Origin of the sequence: Pseudoalteromonas sp. SR45-4 (assembly GCF_014163535.1) — a bacterium.
GTDB lineage: Bacteria > Pseudomonadota > Gammaproteobacteria > Enterobacterales > Alteromonadaceae > Pseudoalteromonas > Pseudoalteromonas nigrifaciens.
Genome location: NZ_JACJDO010000017.1, coordinates 15,587 through 41,307, shown reverse-complemented (window position 1 = coordinate 41,307; position 25,721 = coordinate 15,587). Strand labels below are relative to the sequence as shown.

At 40.7% G+C, this 25,721-nt stretch carries 30 protein-coding genes; 8 read left to right on the top strand and 22 right to left on the bottom strand.

Annotated elements, in window-relative coordinates; all coding sequences use genetic code 11:
- Positions 1-16: 16 nt before the first annotated feature.
- From H5058_RS09275 to H5058_RS09265, 3 genes are read right to left on the bottom strand one after another with little or no spacing between them, the layout of a single operon-like run.
- Positions 17-1,006, bottom strand: a complete 990-nt coding sequence (locus tag H5058_RS09275) for a heme A synthase (RefSeq protein WP_182677807.1) — start codon at positions 1,004-1,006, stop codon at positions 17-19.
- 13 nt (positions 1,007-1,019) lie between these two features.
- Positions 1,020-1,514 carry a transmembrane cytochrome oxidase associated protein gene (locus tag H5058_RS09270; RefSeq protein WP_086997112.1) on the bottom strand — a complete coding sequence of 165 codons (495 nt, stop codon included), beginning with the start codon at positions 1,512-1,514 and terminating at the stop codon, positions 1,020-1,022.
- Positions 1,504-2,244, bottom strand: a complete 741-nt coding sequence (locus H5058_RS09265; RefSeq protein ID WP_182677805.1) for an SURF1 family protein — start codon at positions 2,242-2,244, stop codon at positions 1,504-1,506. Before H5058_RS09265 ends, H5058_RS09270 begins: the two co-directional genes overlap by 11 nt.
- A 17-nt stretch (positions 2,245-2,261) precedes the next feature.
- Here H5058_RS09265 and H5058_RS09260 point away from each other — a divergent pair, with 17 nt between their 5' ends.
- The gene (locus H5058_RS09260; RefSeq protein ID WP_050754475.1) at positions 2,262-2,492 is read left to right on the top strand and encodes a DUF2909 family protein; all 231 of its coding nucleotides are present in this window, start codon (positions 2,262-2,264) and stop codon (positions 2,490-2,492) included.
- On the opposite strand, the gene H5058_RS09255 is transcribed toward H5058_RS09260, so the two are convergent.
- From H5058_RS09255 to lexA, 5 genes are all read right to left on the bottom strand, one after another.
- The gene (locus tag H5058_RS09255) at positions 2,470-3,345 is read right to left on the bottom strand and encodes a cytochrome c oxidase subunit 3 (protein WP_011329497.1); all 876 of its coding nucleotides are present in this window, start codon (positions 3,343-3,345) and stop codon (positions 2,470-2,472) included. The two genes, H5058_RS09260 and H5058_RS09255, sit on opposite strands and share 23 nt — an antisense overlap.
- A 30-nt stretch (positions 3,346-3,375) precedes the next feature.
- Positions 3,376-3,906 (bottom strand): cytochrome c oxidase assembly protein, encoded by a 531-nt coding sequence (locus H5058_RS09250; protein WP_086997121.1) that lies wholly within the window; start codon positions 3,904-3,906, stop codon positions 3,376-3,378.
- Positions 3,906-5,498, bottom strand: coding sequence for a cytochrome c oxidase subunit I (gene ctaD, locus H5058_RS09245; protein ID WP_011329499.1), 1,593 nt, complete (start codon positions 5,496-5,498; stop codon positions 3,906-3,908). The genes H5058_RS09250 and ctaD overlap by 1 nt, the downstream gene beginning before the upstream one ends.
- Positions 5,498-6,640, bottom strand: coding sequence for a cytochrome c oxidase subunit II (gene coxB / locus H5058_RS09240; protein WP_011329500.1), 1,143 nt, complete (start codon positions 6,638-6,640; stop codon positions 5,498-5,500). Before coxB ends, ctaD begins: the two co-directional genes overlap by 1 nt.
- A gap of 472 nt (positions 6,641-7,112) precedes the next feature.
- A complete protein-coding gene (gene lexA, locus H5058_RS09235) occupies positions 7,113-7,730 on the bottom strand; it encodes a transcriptional repressor LexA (protein ID WP_041454613.1) in 618 nt (205 codons plus the stop codon).
- A 279-nt stretch (positions 7,731-8,009) separates the two neighbouring features.
- Here lexA and H5058_RS09230 point away from each other — a divergent pair, with 279 nt between their 5' ends.
- Both H5058_RS09230 and H5058_RS09225 read left to right on the top strand, forming a co-directional pair.
- Positions 8,010-8,462 (top strand): SRPBCC family protein, encoded by a 453-nt coding sequence (locus H5058_RS09230; RefSeq protein ID WP_182677803.1) that lies wholly within the window; start codon positions 8,010-8,012, stop codon positions 8,460-8,462.
- A gap of 98 nt (positions 8,463-8,560) precedes the next feature.
- Positions 8,561-9,004, top strand: a complete 444-nt coding sequence (locus tag H5058_RS09225) for a PaaI family thioesterase (RefSeq protein ID WP_011329503.1) — start codon at positions 8,561-8,563, stop codon at positions 9,002-9,004.
- Between the two features lie 2 nt (positions 9,005-9,006).
- Here H5058_RS09225 and H5058_RS09220 read toward each other — a convergent pair whose 3' ends face one another.
- The 3 genes from H5058_RS09220 to H5058_RS09210 all read right to left on the bottom strand — a co-directional run bounded on the left by H5058_RS09220 (position 9,007) and on the right by H5058_RS09210 (position 10,925).
- Positions 9,007-9,387 (bottom strand): hypothetical protein, encoded by a 381-nt coding sequence (locus H5058_RS09220; protein WP_011329504.1) that lies wholly within the window; start codon positions 9,385-9,387, stop codon positions 9,007-9,009.
- 252 nt (positions 9,388-9,639) lie between these two features.
- A complete protein-coding gene (locus tag H5058_RS09215) occupies positions 9,640-9,960 on the bottom strand; it encodes a chaperone modulator CbpM (protein WP_011329505.1) in 321 nt (106 codons plus the stop codon).
- Positions 9,960-10,925 carry a DnaJ C-terminal domain-containing protein gene (locus tag H5058_RS09210; RefSeq protein WP_182677801.1) on the bottom strand — a complete coding sequence of 322 codons (966 nt, stop codon included), beginning with the start codon at positions 10,923-10,925 and terminating at the stop codon, positions 9,960-9,962. Before H5058_RS09210 ends, H5058_RS09215 begins: the two co-directional genes overlap by 1 nt.
- Before the next feature lie 263 nt (positions 10,926-11,188).
- Between H5058_RS09210 and H5058_RS09205 the strand changes: the two genes are divergently transcribed.
- Positions 11,189-11,842, top strand: coding sequence for an endonuclease (locus H5058_RS09205; RefSeq protein ID WP_372810630.1), 654 nt, complete (start codon positions 11,189-11,191; stop codon positions 11,840-11,842).
- Positions 11,843-12,147: 305 nt separating this feature from the next.
- On the opposite strand, the gene hmpA is transcribed toward H5058_RS09205, so the two are convergent.
- The 3 genes from hmpA to H5058_RS09190 are packed head-to-tail and all read right to left on the bottom strand — an operon-like array spanning position 12,148 to position 14,881.
- The gene (gene hmpA / locus H5058_RS09200; RefSeq protein WP_182677797.1) at positions 12,148-13,329 is read right to left on the bottom strand and encodes an NO-inducible flavohemoprotein; all 1,182 of its coding nucleotides are present in this window, start codon (positions 13,327-13,329) and stop codon (positions 12,148-12,150) included.
- A 50-nt stretch (positions 13,330-13,379) separates the two neighbouring features.
- A complete protein-coding gene (locus tag H5058_RS09195) occupies positions 13,380-14,612 on the bottom strand; it encodes an NnrS family protein (protein ID WP_182677795.1) in 1,233 nt (410 codons plus the stop codon).
- Positions 14,612-14,881, bottom strand: coding sequence for a hypothetical protein (locus tag H5058_RS09190; RefSeq protein ID WP_182677793.1), 270 nt, complete (start codon positions 14,879-14,881; stop codon positions 14,612-14,614). Before H5058_RS09190 ends, H5058_RS09195 begins: the two co-directional genes overlap by 1 nt.
- A gap of 159 nt (positions 14,882-15,040) precedes the next feature.
- Here H5058_RS09190 and norR point away from each other — a divergent pair, with 159 nt between their 5' ends.
- The gene (gene norR, locus H5058_RS09185; protein WP_182677791.1) at positions 15,041-16,627 is read left to right on the top strand and encodes a nitric oxide reductase transcriptional regulator NorR; all 1,587 of its coding nucleotides are present in this window, start codon (positions 15,041-15,043) and stop codon (positions 16,625-16,627) included.
- On the opposite strand, the gene H5058_RS09180 is transcribed toward norR, so the two are convergent.
- Both H5058_RS09180 and H5058_RS09175 read right to left on the bottom strand, forming a co-directional pair.
- Positions 16,622-16,852 (bottom strand): hypothetical protein, encoded by a 231-nt coding sequence (locus H5058_RS09180; protein WP_182677789.1) that lies wholly within the window; start codon positions 16,850-16,852, stop codon positions 16,622-16,624. The genes norR and H5058_RS09180 overlap by 6 nt on opposite strands.
- Positions 16,852-17,748, bottom strand: coding sequence for a LysR family transcriptional regulator (locus H5058_RS09175; protein ID WP_182677787.1), 897 nt, complete (start codon positions 17,746-17,748; stop codon positions 16,852-16,854). The genes H5058_RS09180 and H5058_RS09175 overlap by 1 nt, the downstream gene beginning before the upstream one ends.
- 354 nt (positions 17,749-18,102) lie before the next feature.
- Here H5058_RS09175 and H5058_RS09170 point away from each other — a divergent pair, with 354 nt between their 5' ends.
- Positions 18,103-18,669 (top strand): NADPH-dependent FMN reductase, encoded by a 567-nt coding sequence (locus H5058_RS09170; protein WP_182677785.1) that lies wholly within the window; start codon positions 18,103-18,105, stop codon positions 18,667-18,669.
- A 12-nt stretch (positions 18,670-18,681) separates the two neighbouring features.
- On the opposite strand, the gene H5058_RS09165 is transcribed toward H5058_RS09170, so the two are convergent.
- Positions 18,682-19,122, bottom strand: a complete 441-nt coding sequence (locus tag H5058_RS09165; protein ID WP_182677782.1) for a TerB family tellurite resistance protein — start codon at positions 19,120-19,122, stop codon at positions 18,682-18,684.
- A gap of 100 nt (positions 19,123-19,222) precedes the next feature.
- Here H5058_RS09165 and H5058_RS09160 point away from each other — a divergent pair, with 100 nt between their 5' ends.
- On the top strand, positions 19,223-19,579 hold the full coding sequence (locus H5058_RS09160; protein WP_182677780.1) for a hypothetical protein: 357 nt from the start codon (positions 19,223-19,225) through the stop codon (positions 19,577-19,579).
- Positions 19,580-19,581: 2 nt separating this feature from the next.
- Here H5058_RS09160 and H5058_RS09155 read toward each other — a convergent pair whose 3' ends face one another.
- Complete coding sequence (locus H5058_RS09155) at positions 19,582-20,175, bottom strand: hypothetical protein (protein ID WP_011329517.1); 594 nt, start codon at positions 20,173-20,175, stop codon at positions 19,582-19,584.
- Between the two features lie 209 nt (positions 20,176-20,384).
- On the opposite strand from H5058_RS09155, the gene H5058_RS09150 reads away from it, so the two are divergent.
- Positions 20,385-20,678, top strand: a complete 294-nt coding sequence (locus H5058_RS09150; RefSeq protein ID WP_011329518.1) for a hypothetical protein — start codon at positions 20,385-20,387, stop codon at positions 20,676-20,678.
- A gap of 92 nt (positions 20,679-20,770) precedes the next feature.
- Here H5058_RS09150 and leuD read toward each other — a convergent pair whose 3' ends face one another.
- The 4 genes from leuD to leuA all read right to left on the bottom strand — a co-directional run bounded on the left by leuD (position 20,771) and on the right by leuA (position 25,464).
- A complete protein-coding gene (leuD, locus tag H5058_RS09145; protein ID WP_011329519.1) occupies positions 20,771-21,370 on the bottom strand; it encodes a 3-isopropylmalate dehydratase small subunit in 600 nt (199 codons plus the stop codon).
- Positions 21,370-22,770 carry a 3-isopropylmalate dehydratase large subunit gene (gene leuC / locus H5058_RS09140; RefSeq protein WP_182677778.1) on the bottom strand — a complete coding sequence of 467 codons (1,401 nt, stop codon included), beginning with the start codon at positions 22,768-22,770 and terminating at the stop codon, positions 21,370-21,372. The genes leuD and leuC overlap by 1 nt, the downstream gene beginning before the upstream one ends.
- A gap of 67 nt (positions 22,771-22,837) precedes the next feature.
- The gene (gene leuB / locus H5058_RS09135) at positions 22,838-23,914 is read right to left on the bottom strand and encodes a 3-isopropylmalate dehydrogenase (RefSeq protein ID WP_182677776.1); all 1,077 of its coding nucleotides are present in this window, start codon (positions 23,912-23,914) and stop codon (positions 22,838-22,840) included.
- Complete coding sequence (gene leuA / locus H5058_RS09130; RefSeq protein ID WP_011329522.1) at positions 23,911-25,464, bottom strand: 2-isopropylmalate synthase; 1,554 nt, start codon at positions 25,462-25,464, stop codon at positions 23,911-23,913. The genes leuB and leuA overlap by 4 nt, the downstream gene beginning before the upstream one ends.
- Between the last annotated feature and the right edge of the window lie 257 nt (positions 25,465-25,721).

Here is a 25,721-nt window from a genome sequence, read left to right as displayed (position 1 = left end):
TTTTAGGTTCGTGCTTTTAAGTTCGTGCTTTGAGGTAATAGCATAATCTAATTAAAGTTAATAACAGTATGGCAGCCATTAAGTTATGTGCCAGTGCCATACTTAACGGAATATGCCAATGCACCACTGCGAGGCCTAAAGCAATTTGGCAAAATAAGACAACTAACACGCTAACGGCGCAGCTTTTTATTTTTTGCGAGTAGGCACGGCTGTATATTCGCCACATAATTAATGCCAATACTATGCAAGTAACTAATGCCCAAATACGGTGTAATAAATGAATCGACATACGTGCTTGCTGCGACAGGACGCCAAACTCGTAGTTACCATACTCAAGCGGGAGCTGAAACACACTACTAAGCGAAAATGGCTGAGCATTACTACATAAAGGCAAGCCATTACAATGCGGAGCAGCGTAATTTGCAGCCAACCAACCTCCTAATGCTATTTGTATAATTAGTACGCTAAGCGCCACTAAGCTTAAAGCAAAATAGCGTCTTGCACCTGCATCCCCCCCCATTATTGGCTTGGCGTTTAATCGTAAATATAATAAAGTGAGCAGCGCTAAAATACTAAAGCCACCAAGTAAGTGACCCATCACTATTAACGGCTGTAAATTCATCGTAACCGTCCACATACCTAATGCAGCCTGAAATATCACTAACAATAACAGTAGTAATGGTAATTTAACTGGCGTTGTTGGCGATTGACGTTTTAAAAAAGCATATACAAATAAGGCTAATATGAGCAAGCCTAGCGTACCGGCAAAGTAGCGATGAATCATTTCTTTCCATGCTTTAGCGGTTTCAAACATCATATCGGGATAACTTTGTGCTGCTTGCGCTATATCGGCTTCATGTTTGGGTACAGTTAAAAAGCCATAACATCCTGGCCAATCTGGGCAACCCAACCCGGCATCACTTAAGCGAGTATAAGCACCCAACGCCACTACTATCAAAGCCAATAAGCCCGCTATTAATACCCAGTTTTTATAATTTTTATACATGGCATCTTCCTACTTAGCTCGAACGAGAATAACTCAGTAATTTTTTTAGATCTTTTAATAGTCCTTTTTGTACTAATCTATTTTCCTGTGGCTGTGTTTTAAATGGATACTCAAGCACTACAAGCCCCATATGGTCGATTAAATACAAACTAGCCGGTTGTAAGTTTGGTTGCGCATCTATACTTTTCCACGGGGAGTTGGCAGCTTTTACTTCGCCTATCACGGCTACATCTACTTTATTCTGGTTTTTGCCTAGTGCTATGTATAAATTATTTAGTGCGGCTAATTGCTCACTACAAGGCGTAGTACATCCATTGGAGTAATTTAGGGCAATAGTCCATTGCTTATGATTGTTTTGCGGCCAATTTTCATATTTAACCTGTTGCTGTAAAAACTCACCATTGTTAGTAATGGCGGTAGGTAACCAATCTAATTTAAGCGCGCTGTACGCTAAAATTAGCGGAATAGCGCAGCAAATGACAAACAGTAAAAGGGGATTATTTTTCATTATGTGTCCTTTTTTTACTTGCAAAAATAGCCACTAAAACGCACGCCAGCGCAATTAAAAACCATTGCACCGCATAAGCGTGGTGTTTTTGTGGGCTCATAACAACCGCGGTATAGTGAGGTATACCTATTGCATCGCCGCTACCTTGGCGATACGCCATAAAATTAACTAATAATTGCTGGCTTTGTTCGCTCAACTTATTTAATTCAATTGTTTGCACTCGCTTTGGTAAATCAATGTTATTGGTTTTACTCTCGAGGCTAAAAGCAGTGAGGTTATTTTCTTTTATTTGAGCAGTAAGCGTAAAAGCGTGTTTAGGTAGGGTTACTTTAGGTAATGTATCGCGCGATAGGGGAGCTTTTATCCAGCCTAAATTAACCAAAATGGCATGTGTTTCGTTATTTGGCTTTAACAGTGCCAGTAAGTCATAACCCACCTGCCCGTTATAAACTTGGTTGTCTAAAAGCCAATATTCATCGTTAATAAAATGCCCTGTTAACTCAACTAACAATCCTGTTTTATTCCAGTTACTAGGTAGTTTAAGCATTTGCTGCCAGCTCATTACACCGTGCGTTTGCAGCGTTGCAATAGAAGCTAACTGCTGTTGTTTGTGTGTCGCACGTTCTAACTGCCAAAAACCTAAACGCACACACACCAAAACTACAATCACTACCATACAAATGGTGATTATTGAGCTAAACTTTTGTTCACGCCATCTAATTAACTGCATAAAGGGTCAACCTAGTGATGATTAAAATTTTTATTGTATTGTTGTTATTATTTATACTTTTTAACTTATTTCGCGCTTTATTTATTATGGTCTCTGGAAAAACCCAAGGACGACCTATGTCTCACTTTTTAGGTCGTCGCGTATTATTTTCTGTGGTGGTATTAATAGTTGTTATTGCCGCACTAAAACTTGGCTTTATTAGCGGCAATAACGCCCCTTTAATAACTACAGCACATACACAAATATAAATAAGCATAACCAAACTACATCAACAAAATGCCAGTACCAAGCCGCCGCTTGAAAAGCAAAGTGCTTATCTTTAGTAAAGTGTCCTTTTAAAATTCGTAAAAATACTACCAATAAAATAATAGTTCCTAAGGTCACATGCATGCCATGAAAACCCGTAAGTAAAAAGAACGTGCTGCCATAAATACCGGCATCTAATGTTAAGTTTAAATCGTTATACGCATGAATATATTCTTCTACTTGTAGGCCTAAAAAAACTGCACCCAATAAAATAGTCAGTCCTAAAAACACTTTTAACTGGCCGCGTTTATCACTTTCTATTGCCACATGGGCAAAATGCAAAGTAACTGATGAGGTCAATAAAATTAAGGTGTTAATCAGCGGTAGACCTTGCCATCCCATAGCTTGGGTAGTGTCGCCCCCTGGCGTGGTAATTAATGGCCACACAGCTTCAAATGTAGGCCAAAGCACTTCGTTAGTCATGGCATTGTTATCGGCACCACCAAGCCAAGGCACAGAAAGCATACGGGCGTAAAAAAGTGCGCCAAAAAATGCCATAAAAAACATTACTTCAGAAAAAATAAACCAACTCATTCCTTGTCGAAAAGAGCGATCCATTTGCGCCGAATATAAGCCTTTCCCGGCCTCATCAATCACGTTTTTAAACCAGCTAAACAACATATACAGCAGTACTGCTATACCTGCGTACAAAATATAAATGCCACTGTCACCTTCTTTACCGGCACTCATTACGGTTAGAGCTGCACCTACTGCAATAAAAAATAATGCTACTGCGCCAACAATCGGCCATGGGCTTTGATCTGGTACATAATAATGCTCATATTCTTGCTTCATTTTATTTGCTCCTGGTTGTCACTAGTTAGGCTAGTTGTTATTGGCTGCTAGCCGCTCACTAATATCAAATACCGTATAAGATAAAGTTAACTCTTCAATGTCACTTGGTAGTGCGGTATCAACATAAAAAAGCAACGTAAACTCTAGTTCTTCACCTGCTTTTAATGGCTGTTGATCAAAACAAAAACACGCTATTTTATGTAAGTATTTTGCTGCTCTACCGGGTGATACCGAAGGCACTGCCTGCATTACTTTATCTTGGTCACTATTATTTTTGGCGCTAAACATTACCTCACGCATAGCACCGGGCTTTACCGCAACACTGTACTCTTTAGACTTCACAGCAAAGGGTGCACCGCTTTGTGCATGCGTGGTAAAGCTCACACTTATTTCGCGATTTTGTATTACTTGCGTGCTTTGCTTTGCTTGCTCTAATGATGGCTTACCGTTAATGCCGGTAATATCACAAAACACGTCATACAAAGGCACTAACGCAAATGCAAATGCGAACATGGCTAAGCAAATAACAACTAAGCGCTTAAGTAGCGGTGCGTGTATCATTATTTTATTTCCGGTGGTGTTGAAAATGTATGGTACGGAGCAGGTGAATCTACCTCCCACTCCAGTCCTTCTGCGCCTTCCCACACTTTTGCAGGAACCTTGTCGCCGCCGCGTGCGCATTTAATCACTACAGCTACAAACAACAACTGCGATAATCCAAAGGCAAAGCCGCCAATACTAATAATGGCGTTAAAGTCAGCAAACTGTAGCGCATAGTCGGGTATACGGCGTGGCATGCCTGCAAGCCCTACAAAGTGCATAGGAAAAAACAATACATTTACGCTTACCAGCGATAACCAAAAATGCCATTTAGCCAGCGCTATGTTATACATATTACCAGTCCATTTAGGCAGCCAATAATACGCGCCTGCCATAATAGAAAACACCGCTCCCGTTACCAGTACATAATGAAAATGTGCCACTACAAAGTAGGTATCATGGTACTGAAAATCAGCCGGTGTAATGGCCAGCATCAATCCCGAAAAACCACCTAAGGTAAACAACACAATAAAAGCAATACTAAACAGCATGGGGACTTCAAACGTAATTGAACCGCGCCACATAGTGGCTACCCAATTAAATATTTTTACTCCAGTGGGCACCGATATCAGCATAGTCGCGTACATAAAAAATAGCTCGCCAGCCACCGGCATACCGGTAGTAAACATATGATGCGCCCACACTGTAAAACTCAACAACGCAATTGACGCCGTGGCATATACCATGGAGGAATAACCAAAAAGTTTTTTACGCGAAAAGGTAGGAACTATAGTAGAAATAATGCCAAAAGCCGGCAAAATCATTATGTATACTTCGGGGTGGCCAAAAAACCAAAATATGTGCTGAAACATCACCGGATCACCGCCACCAGCTGCATCAAAAAAGCTGGTTGCAAAGTATTTATCGGTGAGCACCATGGTCACTGCACCTGCGAGTACCGGCATAACCGCAATTAATAAAAATGCCGTTATCAGCCAAGTCCATACAAACATAGGGACCTTCATCCAAGTCATGCCTGGGGCACGCAAGTTAACTATGGTTACAATTACATTAATTGCCCCCATAATGGAGCTAATACCCATAATATGCACAGCAAATACAAACATGGCGGTATTGTCATTACTGTAGGTTGTGGACAGCGGCGCATAAAAAGTCCAACCAAACGCAGGACCGCCACCGGGCATTAATAGCGATGATAATAAAATTAAAAACGCGAATGGTAAAATCCAAAAACTCCAGTTATTCATTCGGGGTAAGGCCATATCAGGCGCGCCAATCATTAATGGCACCATCCAGTTAGCTAAGCCAGTAAAGGCCGGCATAACGGCACCAAATACCATAATCAACCCATGAACCGTGGTCATTTGATTAAAAAAGTGAGGATCCACTAATTGCAATCCTGGCTGAAATAACTCAGCGCGGATCACCATAGCCATAGCACCACCAATAAAAAACATAGTTAGCGAAAAAATTAAGTACAAGCTACCTATATCTTTATGATTAGTGGTATATAACCAACGCTTAAAGCCTTTAGCAGGATGATGAGCGTGGTGAGCTTCATTAATGTCAGGTTGTTCTACTATGCTACTCATTAGTTCGCCTCCCCATCGGCATCAAGTGCTGCCTGTATTTCACTTGGTTGAATTACATCACCGGTATCATTACCCCATGCATTACGCTTATAAGTAATTACCGCTGCTAATTGCTTTATAGAGAGCTGTTTAGCAAAGGCTTGCATGGCTGTGCCGGGGCTTCCGTGAATAACAATATCAATGTGGTCTTTTATATCGCCAAGCACTATCGGGCTGCCTTTAAGTGCAGGAAAAACGCCTGGCAAACCTAACCCTGTGGGCTGATGACATGCAGCACAATTGGCCATATACACTTGCTCACCCAAAGTCATTAATTCTTCTTTAGGGAGTGTTTGGTCAAGTAATGCAGCATCTGCTGCTGCTGCTTTTTGCTTTGCTTGTTTAGCATCTGCTAGCCAAACTTTAAAATCGGCCTCTGACTTAGCCTCTACTACCACTGGCATAAAGCCATGATCTTTACCGCATAGCTCAGCACACTGACCGCGATAAATACCGACTTCGTTTATGTTGGTCCACGTTTCGTTAATAAACCCCGGGTTTGCATCTTTTTTAATAGCAAAATCGGGCACCCACCAAGAATGAATAACATCGTCGGAGGTCATTAAAAAGCGTACTTTTTTATTGATCGGTAATACCAGAGGCTTATCTACCTCAAGTAAATAGTTGGGGTTTTTATCGGCTAGGTTGGCAATTTCATTTTGCGGTGTGGCAAGTATTGAGTAAAACTCAACATCTTCCCCCATATATTCGTAATGCCATTTCCATTGTGAACCAGTTACTTTAATAGTGATATCCGCTTTACTGGCATCTTCCATCGCTATTAATGTTTTAGTTGCGGGGACTGCCATTGCTATTAAAATAACAAATGGAATTGCTGTCCAGAGTATTTCTACTTTGGTACTTTCGTGAAATTGAGCAGCAACTGCTCCTTTAGATTTACGATGATGAATAAGTGCCCAAAACATAACGGCAAATACAATCACGCCTATTACACAGCATATTAAAAATATGGTCATGTGTAGTTGATAAACATTATTACTTATATCGGTTACGCCTTTGCGCATATTATATTGGCTATTTGCCAATGCTAACTGCGGAAAAACAAACAATATAAGCCACAAGGTAGAGCTCAATTTACCCATGTGACAGCTCCTTTAATACTGTTGCGAGTGCAAAACAAAAAGACATAAGCTTTATATGCCAATTTGTTATTTTTTATTTTTGTATTGCTGCCGGATATATAAATATATTTTCTCAAAACTAAAGCTGTGAGTTATTGTTAGTCCAGCCCATTAACAATTAGTTAATAATTGAACAACTAGCAAGTTTTAGTTTGAAAAATAATCAAATAATATTAGGGGATTAGCGTAAATATGGGATTTATTTAATTTTGTTCTAAGCAGGAAGTGAGCAACAGCAAGGGTTACAAATAAAAAGACAGCGATAACGAGTATTAAATACTTAAATGATAAAAAACATAAACTTAATATAATTTTTTCATTACAGCGGAATTTTCACAAAAAAAAGCAAAAAAAAGCGCACTAAAAAGTGCGCATTAATTATCTGAGCTATTAAATTATGCCGATATTTTACATAGCTATAACAGCTTAATTGTCACATCCAGTCAGCATTACGAATAACCCCAACAGCTAAGCCTTCAATATTAAAAGATTCGTTTTCAAGATCCACTTCTATCGACGAAAATTCTTTATTTTCAGCATGCAATAATACTTTTTTGCCTGCTTTTTCTAAGCGTTTTACCGTTACATCGTCATCAACGCGGGCAACAATAACTTGGCCATTTTCGGCAACTTGAGTGCGATGAACAGCCAGTAAATCACCATCCATAATACCAATATCTCGCATGCTCATACCATTTACACGCAATAAAAAATCGGCAGCGGGTTTAAACATTAACGGGTCAATTTTACAATGGCTCTCAACATGTTGTTGCGCCAAAATAGGTTCGCCGGCAGCTACACGGCCTATTAACGGTAAACCAAGTTGTTCTGGTTCATCTTCTTCAATAAGTTGAATACCACGGCTAGCGCCTGGTTTCATTTTAATAGCGCCTTTTTTAGCCAGCGCTTTTAAATGCTCTTCTGCTGCATTAGCACTTTTAAAGCCTAATGTTTGTGCAATTTCTGCGCGTGTAGGAGGCATACCAGTGTCTTTAATAAACACTTTAATAAGTTCGAGTATTTGCGCTTGGCGGTTAGTTAATGGTCGCATACAACTGGTTTTCCATACAGTACATTTAACTGTGAGTATATACAGTTATCTGAAAATCGCAAATTTAAATTACTCCTCGCCTTTGCTGCCAAAGATGGCATTGGTCTAAGCTTAAAATTACCAAGTAAATTACAGATAAAATTACGCAGATCACGATAGTGTTAGTTTTACGTTACATTAATTACATAACTACTAAGTTGTTGCTGTTATTAAAAATTAGTTAACTATCGTTTTTGTAATGGGCCTTAACTTCATCAATGTGAATTAACGGAGAGTGTTATGAATATCACTGTAGCGGTAATAATTAACGGTCCTAAACGTAAAGTATGGGCGGCAATAACTGACATCGAAAACAGTGCCAATATGCTGTCTGGCATTATTGATGTAAAAATAATCGAGAAGCCACCACAAGGGCTAGTGGGCTTAAAATGGTTAGAAACACGAAAAATTTTTGGCAAAGCAGCCTCAGAAACCATGTGGATCAACGAAGCTGTTACTAATGAATACTATTGCACTCGCGCAGAAAATGGCGGGGCAGTTTATACCACTAAGCTGTCACTTACCGCCGCCGAACCTAGCACCTGTTTAACCATGACTTTTTCTGATAGATCTGAGTCTATTTGGGTAAAAATGATCTCTGCAGTGATAGGTTTTTTTCTTAAAAGTTCGATGCGTAAAATGCTAAAAAAAGATCTCGATGAAATTAAGCACTATGTAGAAAGCAAAAAGTAGCACTGTATTACCATGCAGTAGCTGCACTAATTTGGCTATCATATCGCCATGAAAAATCGTATTATCGGTTATCGTTTTCAACCTTTAAAGGAGTAACAATGAGTATTTGGCATCAACCTATTACTTTAGCGTTTTGTAAGCAGTTAGACCAAGGCATAAATGGCCAAGGTACACTGATGAAAACCATGGGGATTGAAATAACTGAAATTGGTGATGATTACTTAGTTGCCACTATGCCAGCAATTCCTGCGCACCATAACCCTATAGGCATGGTGCATGGCGGAGCAAACGTGGTTTTAGCCGAAAGTGTTGCCAGCTACGCGGCTAATTTTGTGGTCGACTTCACTAAATTTTATTGTGTAGGGCAAGAGATCAGTGCCAGCCATTTAAAAGCCTCGCGTAATGGCACCTTAACCGCCACCGCAAAAGCGTTTCATATTGGCAAGCGTAGCTCAGTATGGGAAATAAAAATAACGAATAGTCGCGGCGAGCTTTGCTGCGTATCAAAAATGACCGCAGCTGTTGTAGAGCGCAAAGGCTAAGGCTATTTTTCTAGCGGGTAAATAGTAATTTCCATGCCTGCACCAATTGCCGATATACGTAATAATGTATCGGCGTGCAGCGCTTGGTTAAAACACTTTGGCGAAGTGCCCGATTCAAAACCAATATCAAAGGTACGGCGCGAACAACTCAACCATTGCTTAAGTGCAGCCCGCGAGCATGACTCTACTAACTCACATAAGTGGTTAATTGCTTTATCCGGTGAAGATATTTCGCCTGTTACTTCTATACGCGCTAACTGACGGTATTCGTCTTTATCATAATGTAAAATAGTGGCGATTTTTTTTAGGTCAGCTACAAGCACGCTAATATCTTGCTTTGACTCAAGCTCTAGGTCTACATTTAAAAATTGAATTTCCGACATTGTCTGCTGTTTATCCTCTAATTAGTTCGCTGTAAACTTTAACGCAGTTTTACGCTTATACCAAATCAACTCTGCAATATTCACCTTTTTTATCTGAATAGTCGGCTATTTTTACGCATTTATTGACGCTTTACTTACTCTTATTTCACGAATAAAAAATATTTAAGCACCAAAAGCTCACTATTATAAAAGTGCTGAGCTAGCTCCATAAAAATAGCTAGCTACTTGCATTTAAAATTTAACCACTATTTTTTATTCTAAATGTTTAAATCGACTTAAGTGCTGCTTTAACATTTGGTTTTCAGCAATCAACTCATCCCGTTCATCCAATAATTGTAAAACCAAAGCAATAGCAGACCAATCTAACGATAAGTCATGCTGAATACGCGCAGCCTTTTTAACTAAGATCACTGTTGATACCGTAAATTGCCATTCTGTAACGCGCTCGCCCTCAATAGGAATAGCAATGCTGTGCTCAACCAATTCATATAATATGGCTTCGCTAATATCACTACTCACACACAATTCTTGGCTAGTGAGTAAATTGCCTTGTGGTGCCTCGATAATTTTCATTATGACTTGCTCCAATTGCTACGGGGGTCAAAATGGGCTTTTTCGGCCAGCTCTTGCCAAAGCTTTTTGCTAACATCATCACTCAATGCTGGATTAACAATTTTAATCACAGCAAATAAGTCACCTTTGGCTTTTTTACTAATTAACCCTTTACCTTTAATGCGTAAACGTTGACCCGATTGACTATTAGCTGGAATAGTTAGTTGGATTTTTCCGGCTAATGTAGGTAAATTTATTTTAGTGCCCAAAGCAGCTTCCCATGGTGCAAGAGGTACCACTATGTTTAGGTTATGCCCCTCAACGTCAAATAATGGGTGAGGCACTAAGCGAATTTGCAAATACAAATCACCATTAGGGCCATTTGCCGAACCTAATCCACCTTGGCCTTTTAAGCGAATGCGTTCGCCATTAACCGAGCCGGCAGGAATTTTAACTTTAAGCGATTTTTTAACTTCAGATACACGGCCACTACTGTCTCGCTGCGGCAGCATAAACTCAATTGGTTTAACGGTATCGACTAACGTTTCTTCAAGAAATACCGGGAATTCAATTTCCACATCTTGTCCTTTTTGCGCACGAGCGCCACCAGTTCTGCCCTGCCCGCCATGGTTAAACCCACCTGCGCCGCCAAACATAGAATTTACAAAATCAGAAAACTCCTGATCGGCTTGGGGATCACCTTGCTGATAATGGTTTTGTGACGAGCCATAGCTACCGCCATAATTTGCTTGCTGCTGAGCACGGTTTTGTTGATTACGACGTAACACATCGTATTTAGCGCGCTCTTCTTTGTTGTGAATAACTTCGTAAGCTTCACCTATCTCTTTAAACTTTTCCTCGGCTTGAGGTTCTTTACTTACATCTGGATGATATTTTCTAGCTAGCTTTTTATAAGCTACTTTAACCGCTTTATCGTCTGCATCGGGCGATATTCCAAGCACGGCATAATAATCTACAAATTTCATTCGCAATCCAAATCACAAACTTATGAGCTTTCATCATACTCTTTAAGTAACAACTTTTGTTTATTTAAACAACAATTTAAAGTAGATAACCTGAGCTCCGGATAATAAAACTAAATATAACTATGATTCAATACGTTAGTAAATCTCTTAACCAGAGCTAAGGTTAAATACTAAAGAACGGTAAATATGGCTTTAAGTAAACTTTATCTTTTAGCTTCAAGTCATTAAACTAGCCGCTCCTGTAGTTCACGTATGTGATGGATATGACTCGATTTATTTTAGCCTTGTTGGCTTTTTTTGTATGCTTTTCGCTATCGGCTGAAGAATTCACTCGGTTTTCAACCGCTAAAAGACACCTAATTAAAACCCTCCCTAGTAATGCTAAAAGTATTTACTGTGGCTGCGATATAAAAAAGCAGGGTAAAAAACTAGTTCCCGACCCCACTAACTGTGGCTATGTGCCACGCAATACACATACCCGCTCAGGTAACGTAAATGCACGCGCTTTACGCATAGAATGGGAGCATATTGTGCCTGCCTGGGAGTTTGGCCACCAATTACAATGCTGGCAAAATGGCGGGCGTAAAAACTGCCGTAAAGTAAGTGCTAAGTTTAGAAAGATGGAAGCCGATATAAACAACTTGGCTCCTGCTATTGGTGAAATTAACGCAGATCGTTCTAATTATCGATTTGGAATGCTTAGTGAAAGCGCCACCCAATACGGTCGTTGTGAAGTTAAAGTTAACTTTAAACAACGAGTAATAGAGCCTCCTTTTTATGCCCGTAAACAAATAGCCGACGCCTATGCCTATATGCAAAAAACTTACGGCTTAAAAATATCAAATAAACAACAGCAGTTATTTAATGCTTGGCAACAACAAGCGTATGCCGCGCAAACCAATACCAAAAAGCTTTAATTTAAAGGTATTAGGAGCCAGTTTAATATTTAACCTGAACTCTGGTTAAGAGATTTACTAACGTATTGAATCATAGTTATATTTAGCTTTATTTTCTCTAGCCAGTGATTTCCAGTGAAAACAAGGCGAATTTACGCGTCAATAGCTGGCCTATTGCAAGTAAATTCAACGCAGTTAGCGCTGAAAATAGCTGCTTGAGATAGGTTTATTATCCGGAGTTCAGGTTATTTAACGGCACAAAAAAGCGCGCTATTGAAGTAATGCCCAATAGCGCGCTTTTTTAATTGAGTTTTATTCTATAAATATTATAGATCTTGATGCGGGCCAAAAATTTCGTAATGAATGTGTCCGTTATTAACGCCTAATTCTAGCAGTTGTTTTTTCACAAAGGCCATAAAATTAGCGGGTCCACACAAGTAAAAGTCGCCGTTGCTCAGTGGCAATTGCGCTTGTACTGCGTGTAAATCCATAAAACCGGTAAAATCAGCTCCTGCATCGCCTTGATTAAACCAAGTCATGGTTTGTAAACGCGGATAAACAGTGCTTAGCTCATTTAAATAATTAGCAAATGAGTGCTGCTGAGTATTTTCGCAAGCATGCAAATACATAATATTTTGATTAGCAGTATCGCTTAATAGCGTCTCTAACATTGCTACCATTGGCGTTTGTCCAACACCCGCTGAGATAAGTACAGCAGGACTGGTGTTATTACGTAAAAAGAAATCCCCTGCTGGCGGATATAGCTCTACTATTGCGCCTTGCTCTAGTGAGTGTAAATGATTAGACACCAAGCCAGGGTTTGGTAATAACTCTTTTTTAACGCTAATACGGTAGTTTTTACCATTACTTTTTTGCGAAATAGAATACTGGCGGATCTCTTCATATTCACTAGCCTCTGGCTTAACTTTAATACCTAAATATTGCCCCGGTTTATGGGCAATTACTGCTTCGCCATCAATTGGCGTAAGCGTAAAGCTAGTTACTAACTCTGACTCAACCTGCTTATTAGTTATTGCAAACTGACGTGTACCTGCCCAACCACCTAAGTTATTTTTGCTGTGCTCGTATAAAGCAGCTTCCTCTGTTATACAAATATCAGCAAGTACGCCATACGCTTCACGCCAAGCATATTCAACATCTGGCGTGAACTGCTCAGGAATAAGCTCTTTCAGCGTGCCAATTAAATGTGCACCAACAATTGGGTAGTGCTCCGGCAAAATATTTAAACTAGTATGTTTATGGTTAATGCGCCCAAGTGCCGCTTTTAACACCTCTAAATTATCAATGTTTTGTGCATAAGCAGCCAATGCGTTAAATAATGCAAATTGTTGACGGCCGGTATCTTGGTTGCTCATATTAAAAATATTTTTAAGCTCAGGGTTATGGCTAAATAAACGCTTGTAAAAATGATCAGTAACAACCGTACCTGCCTCAGCTAATAAAGGAACAGTACTTTTAACAATTTCAATAGTTTTATCAGATAACATCTAGGTTTTCCTACGTGTGAATAATACCCAATTAATAAAATAGGTATAGGTTAACCACGACGCCCATCAACACGACGCTGTGTTAAAATAGGTGTGCAGTGAATTAAAAATAATAAAAAGGCGATTAGCCACAGCCCAGCACTTAGCTGCCAAGCTAGGTGTGGCCCAATAACAAAAGGCAGTAAAGAGCGAGTAATCCCAGCCACTAACACTAAAGCAAAAGCAACCGCCATATAATGTGGGATAGTCAAAGAGCGTCCGGTATGACCATGAGATACGCGTGTCATCATGGCTAAAATCATCATCCCAATGGTACTTATGGTAATGAGGTGCAATGCATCTTTAAATAAAATAACACTGCTGTAAAAGCTCGCGGCTACCAGCATTAAACCAACACCGAGTGCCAAGTACGAAAAATGCAAAGACCATAACAAAGGAACTTTAAGTACGTTTTTATCCCACCAATAAAAACTGCGGATTAAATGCAGCACAGCAACAACAGCAAGTGCCCAACCTGGGTTTAGCTGGTTAAAAAACAACTGACTAAGAAAAAACACCGCAATACTAAAAACGCTCATATACGGCAGTACTGAGTCAACGTTAGCTGTACGTACCTGCGCTGTTAAACCAAGGCCTTTACTGGTAAAAAATGGCAATACACGCCCTGCTACTACGCCAATTAATAAGGTCATCAGTAATACTGCGGTATCAACAATGGCGAGCGCAAACTGCATTTTTTGTTCAATCAGCATGGCCAAGTAAACAATATTTAACGTACACAGCGCCGCTAATAGCACTAAAAATTGGTAGTTATTTTTGCTTTTAGCGGTTAATAACATATTAGCTAATGCTGCAATAACACCTAGCCACCATGCGAGCTGTAACGCTAACACCGCATATAAATTAAATTGTGCAAAAGCAGGCAAAGACACAAAAAAAGCACCTCGTGCCCCAAGCCATAGCAGCGTTAATAGCATTAATTTTTTGCCACTAATACTAGGTACTCCTGTCCAAGTTTGCGCGGCGGTAAGTAAAAAACCCACCGCAACAACACCTGCAAAACCAAATAACATTTCGTGGGCATGCCATAACGTAGCGGGAATTGTTAACTGCCAAGTTGCACTACCCGTTAAAATTAATAACCAGTAGCCTATTGAACTAAAAGCCAGCAAGCCTGCGGCTAAAAAATAGGGTCTAAATGGCAGCATCCATACTGGCCACTGCGTTATTTGGTAAAAGCGAATATTAGCCGGTACCGGCTGAGATAAATTAATAGGTCGCATTAACGAACTTCCTTACCCATGCCATGCAGTGCGATACAACGTAGTACATAGCTAATTTTTAAAATAGCAGCAATAACAATAGTGCTAATATGTGCCGAAATTTGCACCGGTATAGAAAAGTAATCGGCAAAAGGGTAGCTAATTAAAATACTGGTTATTAGTAATGCACAGCTAGCTGCTAATAATGAGTTTGCCACTCGCAATAGTTTTTTCAGTAAACAAGCTGTCTCAATTTTGTAGCTTGGATTATGTATAACCAAGGTGTTCATAACGGCCTCAACAACTAATGCACTTAACTACCTATTACACTTATCGTGCCAATAAAATAAACATATATATTTCAATGAACTAACTTATCCACCTTTGCTTTTTATGTCTTTATGACCTACCATAAATCAAACCAAAAAACACATAAGAGTCATTTTGACATGAGCAGCGCAATTAACTTCACTGCCGTAGCGGTAAAGCTGGCTCAAAGCACATTAGATAAAAACTGTTTTGAGCAATTACTTACTGTCCTTGAAACAGTGATTGCCAGTGATGCCAGCGCACTGCTTGAGCTACAAGGTGAGCAGCTCAAGCCACTTGCAATTAAAGGCTTAATGCCAGATAGCCTGGGGCGGCGTTTTAAGCTTAGTGAGCATCCGCGCTTAGAAGCTATTTGTAATACTCAGCAACCACTGCAATTTGCCCATGACTGCCCACTGCCCGATCCGTACGACGGCTTGTTGCTAGCAAAAACTGGCGACATTCCGGTACACGCCTGCTTAGGCTTACCCTTATTTGATCAACAACAGTTATTAGGTGTGATTACATTTGATAGCCTAAATGCCAATGCCTTTAACGCCATTAGTGCGCAAACGCTTAGCACCTTACAAACGCTATGCAGCGCACATTTTAAAACGGCATTACAGCTGGCTCATTACAAATTACATGCTCAGCATTCCAGCGCCTTAGTGCAAGAGCTTAATCGCGAAGCACTCACCCGTGATGGCGGCGAGATTATTGGTCAAAGCTCAGCAATACAAGTACTTAAAAATGATATAAAACTTGTCGCCGCCTCTAATTTTAGTGTGTTAATTTTAGGCGAGACCGGCGTAGGCAAAGAGTTGGTTGCACGTAATATTCATTTACACTCTAAACGCAGTGAGCAGCCGCTTATTCATTTAAACTGTGCTTCGCTTGCTGAAAACCTCGCCGAAAGTGAGTTTTTTGGCCATGCTAAAGGCGCTTTTACTGGGGCGGATCATGCGCGCCAAGGTAAGTTTCAGCTAGCGCACGGTGGTACTTTATTTTTAGACGAAATAGGCGAACTACCACTGGTACTACAAAGCAAATTACTACGGGTATTACAAAGTGGCGAAATACAAACAGTAGGCGAAGACGAAGTAAAATATGTTGATGTGCGAGTTATTGCAGCGACTAATCGTAATTTAAAAAAAGAAGTAGCCGAAGGACGCTTTAGAGCCGATTTATATCATAGATTAAGTGTTTACCCGCTAACGGTTGCACCGTTACGCCAGCGTGAAAATGATGTGGTTGTATTAGCTGGTTTTTTTGTTGAGCAAACCGCCCGAAAATTAGCAATAAAACAGCTTAAGCTAAGTGTCGATGCACAATTATTATTAACCCAATATCAGTGGCCGGGTAACGTACGGGAGCTTGAACATGTAATTAGCCGCGCAGCACTAAAAGCCAAGCAAAGCCAATGGCAACAAGCCATTATTACCATAAAGCCCGAGCACTGTGAGCTAAACCTTAGCGCAGGTAATGCAACACAATCCCCACTACCTGCTAATACTACAAACACCACCACTGGCAGTAGCACCAACATAGCAGAGCAAAATTTATCCCTTAAGCAAGCAACCGATACCTTTACCCATCATTTAATTAGTCAGCAGCTTGAGCAACATAATTATAACTGGGCAAGTGCCGCACGCACCTTAAAAGTAGATCGTGCAAACTTAGTTCGCTTGGCTAAGCGCTTAGGTATTTCAGTCAAAAAGTCGCTATAAAACCGTCAGTTCGTCTAAATTAGGGGCTTTACAACAAGTAGCCCCCAGCAGGTTAGCAAGCGATTGATAGTGCGGCGAAAAATACAGAAACACTTCACAATGCAGTCCACTTTTTGCGTAATATTTAACGTAAAGTGGTGCGTTGATAGCCATTACTAGCTGTTTTATTTTAGCCAGCTCTGCATCTGCAAACATAGCATCACCTAAGTTTTTATAATGCCACATTAGCTTACTTTATTTGTTTGAAAATAGGTTTTTAACAGTTGACTAAATGCCTGCACTTTTGCGGTACGATGCACTAAATGATGCGTTACTAGCCATATATCAGTACACCAGATTAATTCATTAGATAAAATGGGTACTAAATTAGCGTATTGAGTCGCAACATTGTGCTGTAACCCACCAATTCCTAAGCCTTTTATTACAGCGCGAGTAGCTTCTGAGGTTTCTGACACACGTAGTTTTATTTGCGGCGCTGCAATATGCTGATCTACCCATTCAAAATACGGCACCCGCGCATTAAAGCCTGCCACGCCAGAAATAAAGTTATGCTGCTGTAAGTCACTCAGCGATTTAGGCATGCCATATTTATTAATATATCGCTGGTTAGCATATAAACCCGAGTTAAGCTGAGCCAAATGCTGTGCAATATAGTCGTCTTCATCGGGCCTTGGCCCTGCACGTACGGCAATGTGCGCCTGACCGTGATCGAGCCGTAAACGCTTTTGCTCTAAAATCATCTCAAGCTGCACTTGTGGGTGTAGCGCCTGAAATTGCTCGCACACATCGCCAAGCACATCCATAAAGCCACTAACCGTAGTTAACAGTAAACTGCCGCGCAGTGTGCTATCGGCGGCCGCAATATCATTATGTAACTGCTCAAGCGAATTATCGATCACTTGTGCAGTACTAAACAGCTTAGCGCCTGTTTCTGTTGCTTTATAGCCACGAGCATGGCGATGAAACAAACGAGTATTTAAGTTTTTTTCAAGATTATTAATTCGCCTAAGCACTGTACTATGGTGCACATTAAGTGCCTCTGCCGCCGCAGTTAAGGTACCTAAACGTGCAACCTCAAAAGCCACTTTAACATCTTGCCAATCTTCAAACTTAACCGCCATACTGTGTCACCTTAAACTTGTGTGCATATACGCACACAAGTGTTGCGTTTATTCGGGTTTTCTTCAAGTCATTTTTTGTTAAAGTAACCCCATATTATCTACATTAACCTGAACTCTGGTTAAGAGATTTACTAGCGTATTGAATCATAGTTATATTTAATTTTATTTTCTCTAGCCAGAGGTTTTCAGTGAAAACAAGGCGAATTTACGCGTCAATAGCTGGCCTATTACAAGTAAATTCAACGCAGTTAGCGCTGAAAATAGCTGCTTGAGATAAGTTTATTATCCGGAGCTCAGGTTACATTAGCCCGAACTTTGGTTAAGAGATTTACTAACACATTAGCAGGATAAACCATGACAGCACCAAAAATTATTGCTTTAGCAGGTAGTTTACGTAAAGACAGCTTTAATCAACAACTGATCAATGAAGCAGCACGCTTTGCATTAGAAAGTGGTGCAGAAGTAGAAATAATTAAACTTGCCGATTTAAATATCCCACTTTTTAATCAAGATATTGAAGAGCAAGGTACACCTGCCGATGTGCAGTTGTTAAAAGAGAAGTTACGTGCTGCAGATGGTATTTTATTAGCCAGCCCTGAGTACAATGGCTCTATTACTGCCGCGCTTAAAAATGCAATCGACTGGGCTTCTCGTACAGAGCAAGGTGCGGTACCTGCTTTTCGCAATAAAGTAGTGGCGTTATTTGCCGCATCGCCTGGTGGATTAGGTGGTCTACGTGGCTTAAACCACGTACGTGATATTTTAAGTGGTATTGGCTCATTAGTACTTGCCGATCAGCTAACGGTTCCAGCTGTGCATACTGTACTCGATGAAAACGGCCAAATTAATAACCCAAATACAGCAGAACAAGTGTCGGCATTAGCGCAACAATTAGTAACCGTTGCCAGCAAGCTTAGCTAACTAGCTAAGGCTCTATTTTGTCGCCGCAATTTTAGCGGCGATAAAATCTACATGAGTTACATATAACAAGCCTGCCACTTTACGTATTACGTACTCTTCTTGCGGATCAATCTCACCATCGGCATAGGCCAAGCACCATAACAGCTCTATTATTTCAATGCGCTGCGCCGCACTACAATGTTGGTTAATTTGTTTTGAAAACTGAAAATAATCTGTCGCGCTATCCACGCTACTGTTTGCATTATTTAGCAGCTCGTTTACGTCGGCATCGTTTAATGCAAAATAGCGTTTTAAGGTAGTTGTTAGAGTATGTTGTTCATTATCATCTAACTTAGCATCTGCGCGCATTACCTCAATTAATAATGCAGCAACCGCTGTTTTTAAATCATGCTCTTGCATACTTGGCTGTTGCTCATCGAATACAGAAAAAAGTTGTTTTATTTGTTTGAACATCACACTTTCCCTTATTGGGTGTTAAACTTAATATAAATAAATAGCGCTTAATACTGATAGTATTAATGGGTATAAAGTTCGCAAATTAAAGGAATTATTTATGCAAGGATTAAACATTAGCTTAGTTATTGGCAGTACTTTGCTAGCTTGTTCAAGCGTAGGCACAGCTTTTGCCGAACAAGCAAAAACAGAAAAACTCTACGACTTTGATAATAAAGTACATTATTACCAAACAAAACTCGACGATGATAACTATAAAATAGAGATCCAGTCAGACGATTACAAACACTTTGCAAATCAGAGTGTATTTTTACTACGCCATGCTAATCGCTTGTGCCTTAATAAAACATTTATGCTTAAAGTGCTGGATGGCGTGCAAGAGTACGAAAGTATGCCTACTAACCCTAGAGCTTACCAACCAGCATTAAGTGTTTTACTACAGTGCGAAGATGAATAATTTTAGTCTGTATATCCCCAAGGGGCTGCTGGCGGAGTGATGGGTTTAGTTAAATCAAAATCCACTTTAAATTCGCGGCCTTGACGAATTAAACGATAAGTAAATACCTCAGGATAAATATACATTTGCCAAGTATTACCTACCGACTGTGCTATCCCTTGTGCAACAAATAATTCTTTTGAATATTGATCGGCAGGAAACGACTGCATTTGTGCAAAGCCAGCATCATTTGTATGCCCGCCATACATAGTTGAGATGTCGTTAGAACCATTTTTATGGCGATGGTCGTGCTTTAAGCTTAAGCCACTGCCCGTTTTAGTAATAATCCAAGTGCGCGATGCATCATCACCCACATGAAATGGCACTTGCAGCTCACTGTCGGTACATTTACGTACATGCATTACTAATTTTTTGCCCGCAAATGAGCTTGGTCCCGCGGCGTTATCAACACTTACCTTGCCTTCATAAGCTTTACCGCAATGTGCAGCAATATTACTAAAAAACGCATCGTGGCTAGCAATAGACACCAAAGGCGCAGGGCTTGCTACAACAGTTGATGAAGCCAATAATAAAGTGGCTGCAGTTAATAATTTCATCACATATTCCTTATAATAGTTTTTAGTACCATAGCCCTTTAACTCACTTAAAGGAAGTAATCACGATGAACCACCAAAGTGCAGGAGTAACCAACAAATGATACTTGCAACTCGCTGATAATTTTAAAATATAAATTGTTGCAAAAAAAATATAATAATTAAATACTGCCAACTGTAAAATTAATAACTAGCATGGAGCGCAGAACCAAATGACAAATTATATAGGCTTAATAATAGTCATATTATTATTGATTTTACAAAATCGTTATTACCTTTCCCTATGTAAATACCTTGCTCAGCAACACCCAAATGAATGGCAAAAGCTTACCCAAAACTCTTTAGATGGAACAGCACATGCCAACCTTGCTGAATCATTTAAAAATGGCTTTTTTGCGACCATAGATGACTCGAAAGTAACCCGTTTTCAAACCTTTAAAAGGATAAACTTATTAATAATAGCAGCCATTTCCGCCGCTAGTTTAGCTACTGCATTTTTATTTTGAACAAATTGATAAAACAATTAATGTGTTGCCGCTAAAATAAAAAAGCGCAGCTTATGCTGCGCTAAATACGTCTTTTTATTTATTTTAACAACTTACTGCCAAGGACGCTCTGCAGCAAGTTGCTGCTCAAACGCGTCTATTTGTGGGTTAAGCGTTTCGGTTACGCCAATAAAGTCTAGGCCGCTTAATAGACGCTCTTTTACGTCTTTGCGAATATCAAAACTAATGGGGGCAAATTTAGTGCTAGTCAGTGTTTGATTTTCAAGATCGATATCGATATGAATATCGTCATGTTGCTCACTTAACACAAATAATTGCTCTAGCGTATCGCCAGGCAGTGCAATGGCTAACATTTGATTATTGCCACAGTTATTGAAGAAAATATCGGCAAAGCTTTCAGCCAAAATCACTTCAAAACCATATTGCTTTAGTGCCCATGGCGCGTGTTCGCGTGATGACCCACAACCAAAGTTGTCGCGCGTTAGTAATATTTGCGCGCCTTGGTAGCAAGGACGATTTAAAATAAAATCAGGGTTTGGCTCGTCATTTTCTAAATAGCGCCAATCATAAAATAATGCGGCATCAAAGCCTTCGCGGCTGGTTGAGGTTAAAAACTGCTTTGGAATAATTTGATCCGTGTCCACGTTGTTTTTATCCAATGGGGCCATTAAGCCACTAAAATAAATGCTCATTAGGCTTCTCCTCTAATATCAACAAAGTGACCATGTATAGCTGCCGCAGCGGCCATTGCAGGGCTAACCAAATGGGTGCGCCCGCCACGGCCTTGACGTCCTTCAAAGTTACGATTTGAGGTGGATGCACAGCGTTTACCTGCACCTAAGCGGTCGTCGTTCATTGCTAAACACATTGAACAACCCGGTTCACGCCACTCAAAGCCAGCTGCTTTAAAAATATCTGCTAAGCCTTCGTCTTCGGCTTGTTTTTTAACTAAACCAGAACCCGGTACAATTAACGCTTCAATACCGGCAACTACTTTTTTACCTTCGACTATTTTTGCTGCTGCACGTAAATCTTCAATACGACTATTGGTGCACGAGCCAATAAACACGGTATCTACTTTTGCACTTGATAACTTTTCGCCCGCTTTTAGGCCCATGTACTTTAATGCACTGCGGATCGCATCAGCTTTAATTAGGTCAGGTTCTTTATCAGGATCAGGAATACACTCGTCTACGCCAATCACTTGCTCTGGGCTAGTGCCCCAAGTAATTTGTGGCTGAATGCTCCTGGCCTCTAGCTCAACAACATGATCAAACTGCGCACCATCATCTGTTTTTAATGTTTCCCAATACTTAACAGCTGCGTCAAAATCAGCGCCTTTAGGAGCAAATGGGCGACCTTTTAGGTAATCATAAGTGATTTGGTCAGAAGCAATTAAACCTGCTTTGGCACCCATTTCTATACTCATATTACACAACGTCATACGTGCTTCCATCGACAACGCTTCAATTCCTTCACCGCAAAATTCTGCAACGTAGCCCGTGCCACCCGCTGTACCTAACTTACCAATAACCGCCATAATTAAGTCTTTTGCAGTAACGGTGGGACGCAAACGGCCATTTATTTGAATTTTTAACGACTTAGCCTTTTTTTGTTGCAATGTTTGCGTTGCTAATACGTGTTCAACCTCTGAGGTGCCAATACCGTGAGCAAGCGCACCAAATGCACCATGAGTCGACGTATGGCTGTCACCACATACTATGGTAGTGCCAGGCAAAGTTATACCCTGCTCTGGCCCCATAACATGCACTATGCCTTGGTTAATTGAGTTTAAATCGTAAAGCACAATGCCAAACTCTTTACAGTTTGCATCTAGCGCCATTAATTGATTTTTCGACACTTCGCTAGCAGCATCCAATGAGCGACTTTTGGTCGATACATTATGATCCATAGTAGCGAAGGTTTTTTCTGGGCAGCGTACAGTGCGGTTTTTTTCACGCAAACCAGCAAAGGCTTGTGGTGACGTAACTTCGTGTACTAAATGACGGTCAATATAAAGTAAATCGGTTTGCTCGTTGATGCTGGCAATTGTATGTGCTTGCCAAATTTTGTCGTATAACGTTTGGGCCACTTGCTAATCCCCTAATCTGTTTTGAGCCGCAGCCTAACGGAGCTGCGGCATTAAAATGTGTTTTTAGTTAAATGCGCGCAACAATCGCTGCAGCAACATCATTGGTGGTATAGCCAGCGTTTGGAAATATATCTGGCGTACCTACGCCCGCTGCAACGGCTTCAGCTACTGCTTTTTCAATGGTGCGTGCAGCTTCGTCTTGGCCCAATGAGTAACGCAGCATTAGTGCGGCACTTAAAATTTGTGCAATCGGATTTGCCACGCCTTTACCTGCAATATCGGGGGCTGAGCCACCGGCTGGCTCGTATAAACCAAAGCCCGACTGGTTCAAACTAGCCGATGGTAATAACCCCATAGAGCCGGTGATCATCGCGCACTCATCAGACAAAATATCGCCAAATAAGTTATCGCACAGTAATACATCAAACTGGCTTGGTTGTTTTACAAGCTGCATTGCTGCGTTATCTACGTAAATATAATCAAGTTTTACTTCTGGGTAGTCTTTACTTACTTCGGTAACAACTTCGCGCCATAGTACGCTTGATGCTAAAACGTTGGCTTTATCAACCGAAGTAACATGGCTACTACGCAGTTTTGCGGCTTCAAAGGCAAAACGTGCAATACGTTCTATTTCTTTACGTGAGTATCTTTGCGTATCGAATGCTGATTCATTTTCGCCTTCGCCGCTGCGCCCTTTTTCACCAAAATAAATGCCACCGGTTAGCTCACGTACACACAAAATGTCAAAGCCTTGCTCGCTAATATCAGCACGTAGTGGCGATGCGGTGCTTAGTGCTGGCAATAATTGCGCTGGGCGTAAATTACAAAACAAGCCAAAGTGTTTACGCAGCGGTAACAGTGATCCACGCTCAGGTTGCTCATCGGGCGGTAAATGTTCCCACTTTGGACCACCAACAGCACCAAATAAAATAGCATCGGCATTTTCACAAGCTGTAACTGTACTTTGTGGTAAGGCTTTCCCATGCTTATTGATGGCTGCCCCACCAATTGCATGGTGTTCGCGGTTTAGAGTAAAACCAAACTTATTGCTCACTGCATCCAGTACTTGCTCTGCTGCTGCCATTATTTCTGGGCCAATACCATCACCCGCTAATACGGCTACACTGTAGTTTGTTTTACTCATCCTGCTTTCCTTTGTTGTTTTAAATCAGACACTTTTTGTGCGCGATAAATTAAATTATAAACACGAACCATAGCGCGTACCGACGCTTCTACCACATCTGCTGCTATGCCCGCACCGTGATAAGGGCGGCCGTTAAATTTAGCAATAATGTTTACCTGCCCAAGTGAACTTGCACCTTGGCCTGTGGCTTCTAAGTTATACTCAATCATTTCTACGCTCATTCCGGTTAAGCGCTCAATAGCAGCAAAAGAGGCTTCAACTGGACCATTCCCCGTTGCTGCTTCTTGTTTAGCTTCGCCATCTATCAACATGCCAATAGTAGAGCTGGCTACCGATTGTGAGTTAGATACCGAGTTAACAAATTCTAATTGGTACTTTTCGTCTTTGTCGTTAATTTGATTAAAGTAAATCATCGCTTCAAGGTCGTAATCGTATACAGTACCTTTTTGATCAGCCAAGGCTATAAAACTTTCGTATAGACTATCCATATCATAATCAGACTTTTGATAGCCTAATTCTTCTAAGCGATGTTCAATAACATGGCGTCCAGAGCGTGAAGTCATATTTAATTGGTTGCTCGGTACTCCTACACTTTCTGGCGACATGATTTCGTAGGTGTTTTGCGCTTTTAATACGCCGTCTTGATGTATACCTGAGCTGTGTGCAAAGGCGTTCTCGCCCACAATGGCTTTATTAGGCTGTACTGGCATATTACAAATTTTAGCCACTTGGCGAGATGCGCGATAAATTTCTTCACTTTTAATATCGGTATACACGTTTAAGTGGTCTTTGCGCATTTTCATGATCATTGCCACTTCTTCAAGTGAGCAGTTACCCGCACGTTCACCAATGCCGTTAATAGTACACTCAATTTGGCGAGCACCCGCTTGCACAGCAGCAATAGAGTTGGCAACAGCTAAGCCTAAATCGTTATGGCAATGCACACTTAAGCGTGCTTTATCAATATTTGGCACATTGTTCATTAAATGGCGGATCATGCCTGCGTATTCGTCCGGCGTTACAAAGCCAACTGTATCGGGTAAATTAATAGTAGAAGCACCGGCTTTAATGGCCTGCTCTACAATGCGGCATAAATCCCAATGCGGTGTACGTCCGGCGTCCTCACACGAAAACTCCACATCATCGGTATAGTTACGTGCTAATTTAATTGATTTAACTGCCATAGCAGTGGCATCGTCCAAGCTCATGCGTAACTTGTGCTCAAGGTGCAAAGGACTGGTAGCAATAAAAGTATGAATTCGACTTTGCTGCGCGTTACGAAGTGCTTCGCCACATGCTTCAATGTCTTTAGCAACTGAGCGCGCTAGGCCACAAATAATTGGCCCTTTAACCTCAGTAGCAATACGCTGCACGGAGCGAAAATCTGCTGGGCTCGATACCGGAAAACCCACTTCCATTACATCTACATTTAAGCGACTAATGGTGTGCGCTAGCTGAATTTTATCATCTTCGGTAAGGCTTGCTTTAAGCGCCTGCTCACCATCACGTAATGTGGTATCAAAAATCCATACTTTATCTTGATCTTGCATAACAGCCTCTCATTCCAATGCTATTTATTGTTAACTTATCCTACCGCGAGATAAAAAAAACCCCGCAAGTGCGGGGTTTTTTATGTTTAGCTCAATGCAAACACACTAATCCCCGCTCACTTGCCATAGCAGTAAGAGGTTCAGTTTTAGTGTAATTAAACGAATAATATGCATCTTGCTTTCTTATTTGTGTCGAGTGAGGCTTATTTTTAACATTACCATGCACAAGGTGCAAGCATAAAAATTCTAATGTTTGT

What these genes read in the sequence shown, in the direction of transcription:
- H5058_RS09275 (WP_182677807.1), bottom strand. Translation starts at nt 1,006, where the DNA reads ATGTATAAAAATTATAAAAACTGGGTATTAATAGCGGGCTTATTGGCT.
- H5058_RS09270 (WP_086997112.1), bottom strand. Translation starts at nt 1,514, where the DNA reads ATGAAAAATAATCCCCTTTTACTGTTTGTCATTTGCTGCGCTATTCCG.
- H5058_RS09265 (WP_182677805.1), bottom strand. Translation starts at nt 2,244, where the DNA reads ATGCAGTTAATTAGATGGCGTGAACAAAAGTTTAGCTCAATAATCACC.
- H5058_RS09260 (WP_050754475.1), top strand. Translation starts at nt 2,262, where the DNA reads ATGATTAAAATTTTTATTGTATTGTTGTTATTATTTATACTTTTTAAC.
- H5058_RS09255 (WP_011329497.1), bottom strand. Translation starts at nt 3,345, where the DNA reads ATGAAGCAAGAATATGAGCATTATTATGTACCAGATCAAAGCCCATGG.
- H5058_RS09250 (WP_086997121.1), bottom strand. Translation starts at nt 3,906, where the DNA reads ATGATACACGCACCGCTACTTAAGCGCTTAGTTGTTATTTGCTTAGCC.
- ctaD (WP_011329499.1), bottom strand. Translation starts at nt 5,498, where the DNA reads ATGAGTAGCATAGTAGAACAACCTGACATTAATGAAGCTCACCACGCT.
- coxB (WP_011329500.1), bottom strand. Translation starts at nt 6,640, where the DNA reads ATGGGTAAATTGAGCTCTACCTTGTGGCTTATATTGTTTGTTTTTCCG.
- lexA (WP_041454613.1), bottom strand. Translation starts at nt 7,730, where the DNA reads ATGCGACCATTAACTAACCGCCAAGCGCAAATACTCGAACTTATTAAA.
- H5058_RS09230 (WP_182677803.1), top strand. Translation starts at nt 8,010, where the DNA reads ATGAATATCACTGTAGCGGTAATAATTAACGGTCCTAAACGTAAAGTA.
- H5058_RS09225 (WP_011329503.1), top strand. Translation starts at nt 8,561, where the DNA reads ATGAGTATTTGGCATCAACCTATTACTTTAGCGTTTTGTAAGCAGTTA.
- H5058_RS09220 (WP_011329504.1), bottom strand. Translation starts at nt 9,387, where the DNA reads ATGTCGGAAATTCAATTTTTAAATGTAGACCTAGAGCTTGAGTCAAAG.
- H5058_RS09215 (WP_011329505.1), bottom strand. Translation starts at nt 9,960, where the DNA reads ATGAAAATTATCGAGGCACCACAAGGCAATTTACTCACTAGCCAAGAA.
- H5058_RS09210 (WP_182677801.1), bottom strand. Translation starts at nt 10,925, where the DNA reads ATGAAATTTGTAGATTATTATGCCGTGCTTGGAATATCGCCCGATGCA.
- H5058_RS09205 (WP_372810630.1), top strand. Translation starts at nt 11,189, where the DNA reads ATGACTCGATTTATTTTAGCCTTGTTGGCTTTTTTTGTATGCTTTTCG.
- hmpA (WP_182677797.1), bottom strand. Translation starts at nt 13,329, where the DNA reads ATGTTATCTGATAAAACTATTGAAATTGTTAAAAGTACTGTTCCTTTA.
- H5058_RS09195 (WP_182677795.1), bottom strand. Translation starts at nt 14,612, where the DNA reads ATGCGACCTATTAATTTATCTCAGCCGGTACCGGCTAATATTCGCTTT.
- H5058_RS09190 (WP_182677793.1), bottom strand. Translation starts at nt 14,881, where the DNA reads ATGAACACCTTGGTTATACATAATCCAAGCTACAAAATTGAGACAGCT.
- norR (WP_182677791.1), top strand. Translation starts at nt 15,041, where the DNA reads ATGAGCAGCGCAATTAACTTCACTGCCGTAGCGGTAAAGCTGGCTCAA.
- H5058_RS09180 (WP_182677789.1), bottom strand. Translation starts at nt 16,852, where the DNA reads ATGTGGCATTATAAAAACTTAGGTGATGCTATGTTTGCAGATGCAGAG.
- H5058_RS09175 (WP_182677787.1), bottom strand. Translation starts at nt 17,748, where the DNA reads ATGGCGGTTAAGTTTGAAGATTGGCAAGATGTTAAAGTGGCTTTTGAG.
- H5058_RS09170 (WP_182677785.1), top strand. Translation starts at nt 18,103, where the DNA reads ATGACAGCACCAAAAATTATTGCTTTAGCAGGTAGTTTACGTAAAGAC.
- H5058_RS09165 (WP_182677782.1), bottom strand. Translation starts at nt 19,122, where the DNA reads ATGTTCAAACAAATAAAACAACTTTTTTCTGTATTCGATGAGCAACAG.
- H5058_RS09160 (WP_182677780.1), top strand. Translation starts at nt 19,223, where the DNA reads ATGCAAGGATTAAACATTAGCTTAGTTATTGGCAGTACTTTGCTAGCT.
- H5058_RS09155 (WP_011329517.1), bottom strand. Translation starts at nt 20,175, where the DNA reads ATGAAATTATTAACTGCAGCCACTTTATTATTGGCTTCATCAACTGTT.
- H5058_RS09150 (WP_011329518.1), top strand. Translation starts at nt 20,385, where the DNA reads ATGACAAATTATATAGGCTTAATAATAGTCATATTATTATTGATTTTA.
- leuD (WP_011329519.1), bottom strand. Translation starts at nt 21,370, where the DNA reads ATGAGCATTTATTTTAGTGGCTTAATGGCCCCATTGGATAAAAACAAC.
- leuB (WP_182677776.1), bottom strand. Translation starts at nt 23,914, where the DNA reads ATGAGTAAAACAAACTACAGTGTAGCCGTATTAGCGGGTGATGGTATT.
- leuA (WP_011329522.1), bottom strand. Translation starts at nt 25,464, where the DNA reads ATGCAAGATCAAGATAAAGTATGGATTTTTGATACCACATTACGTGAT.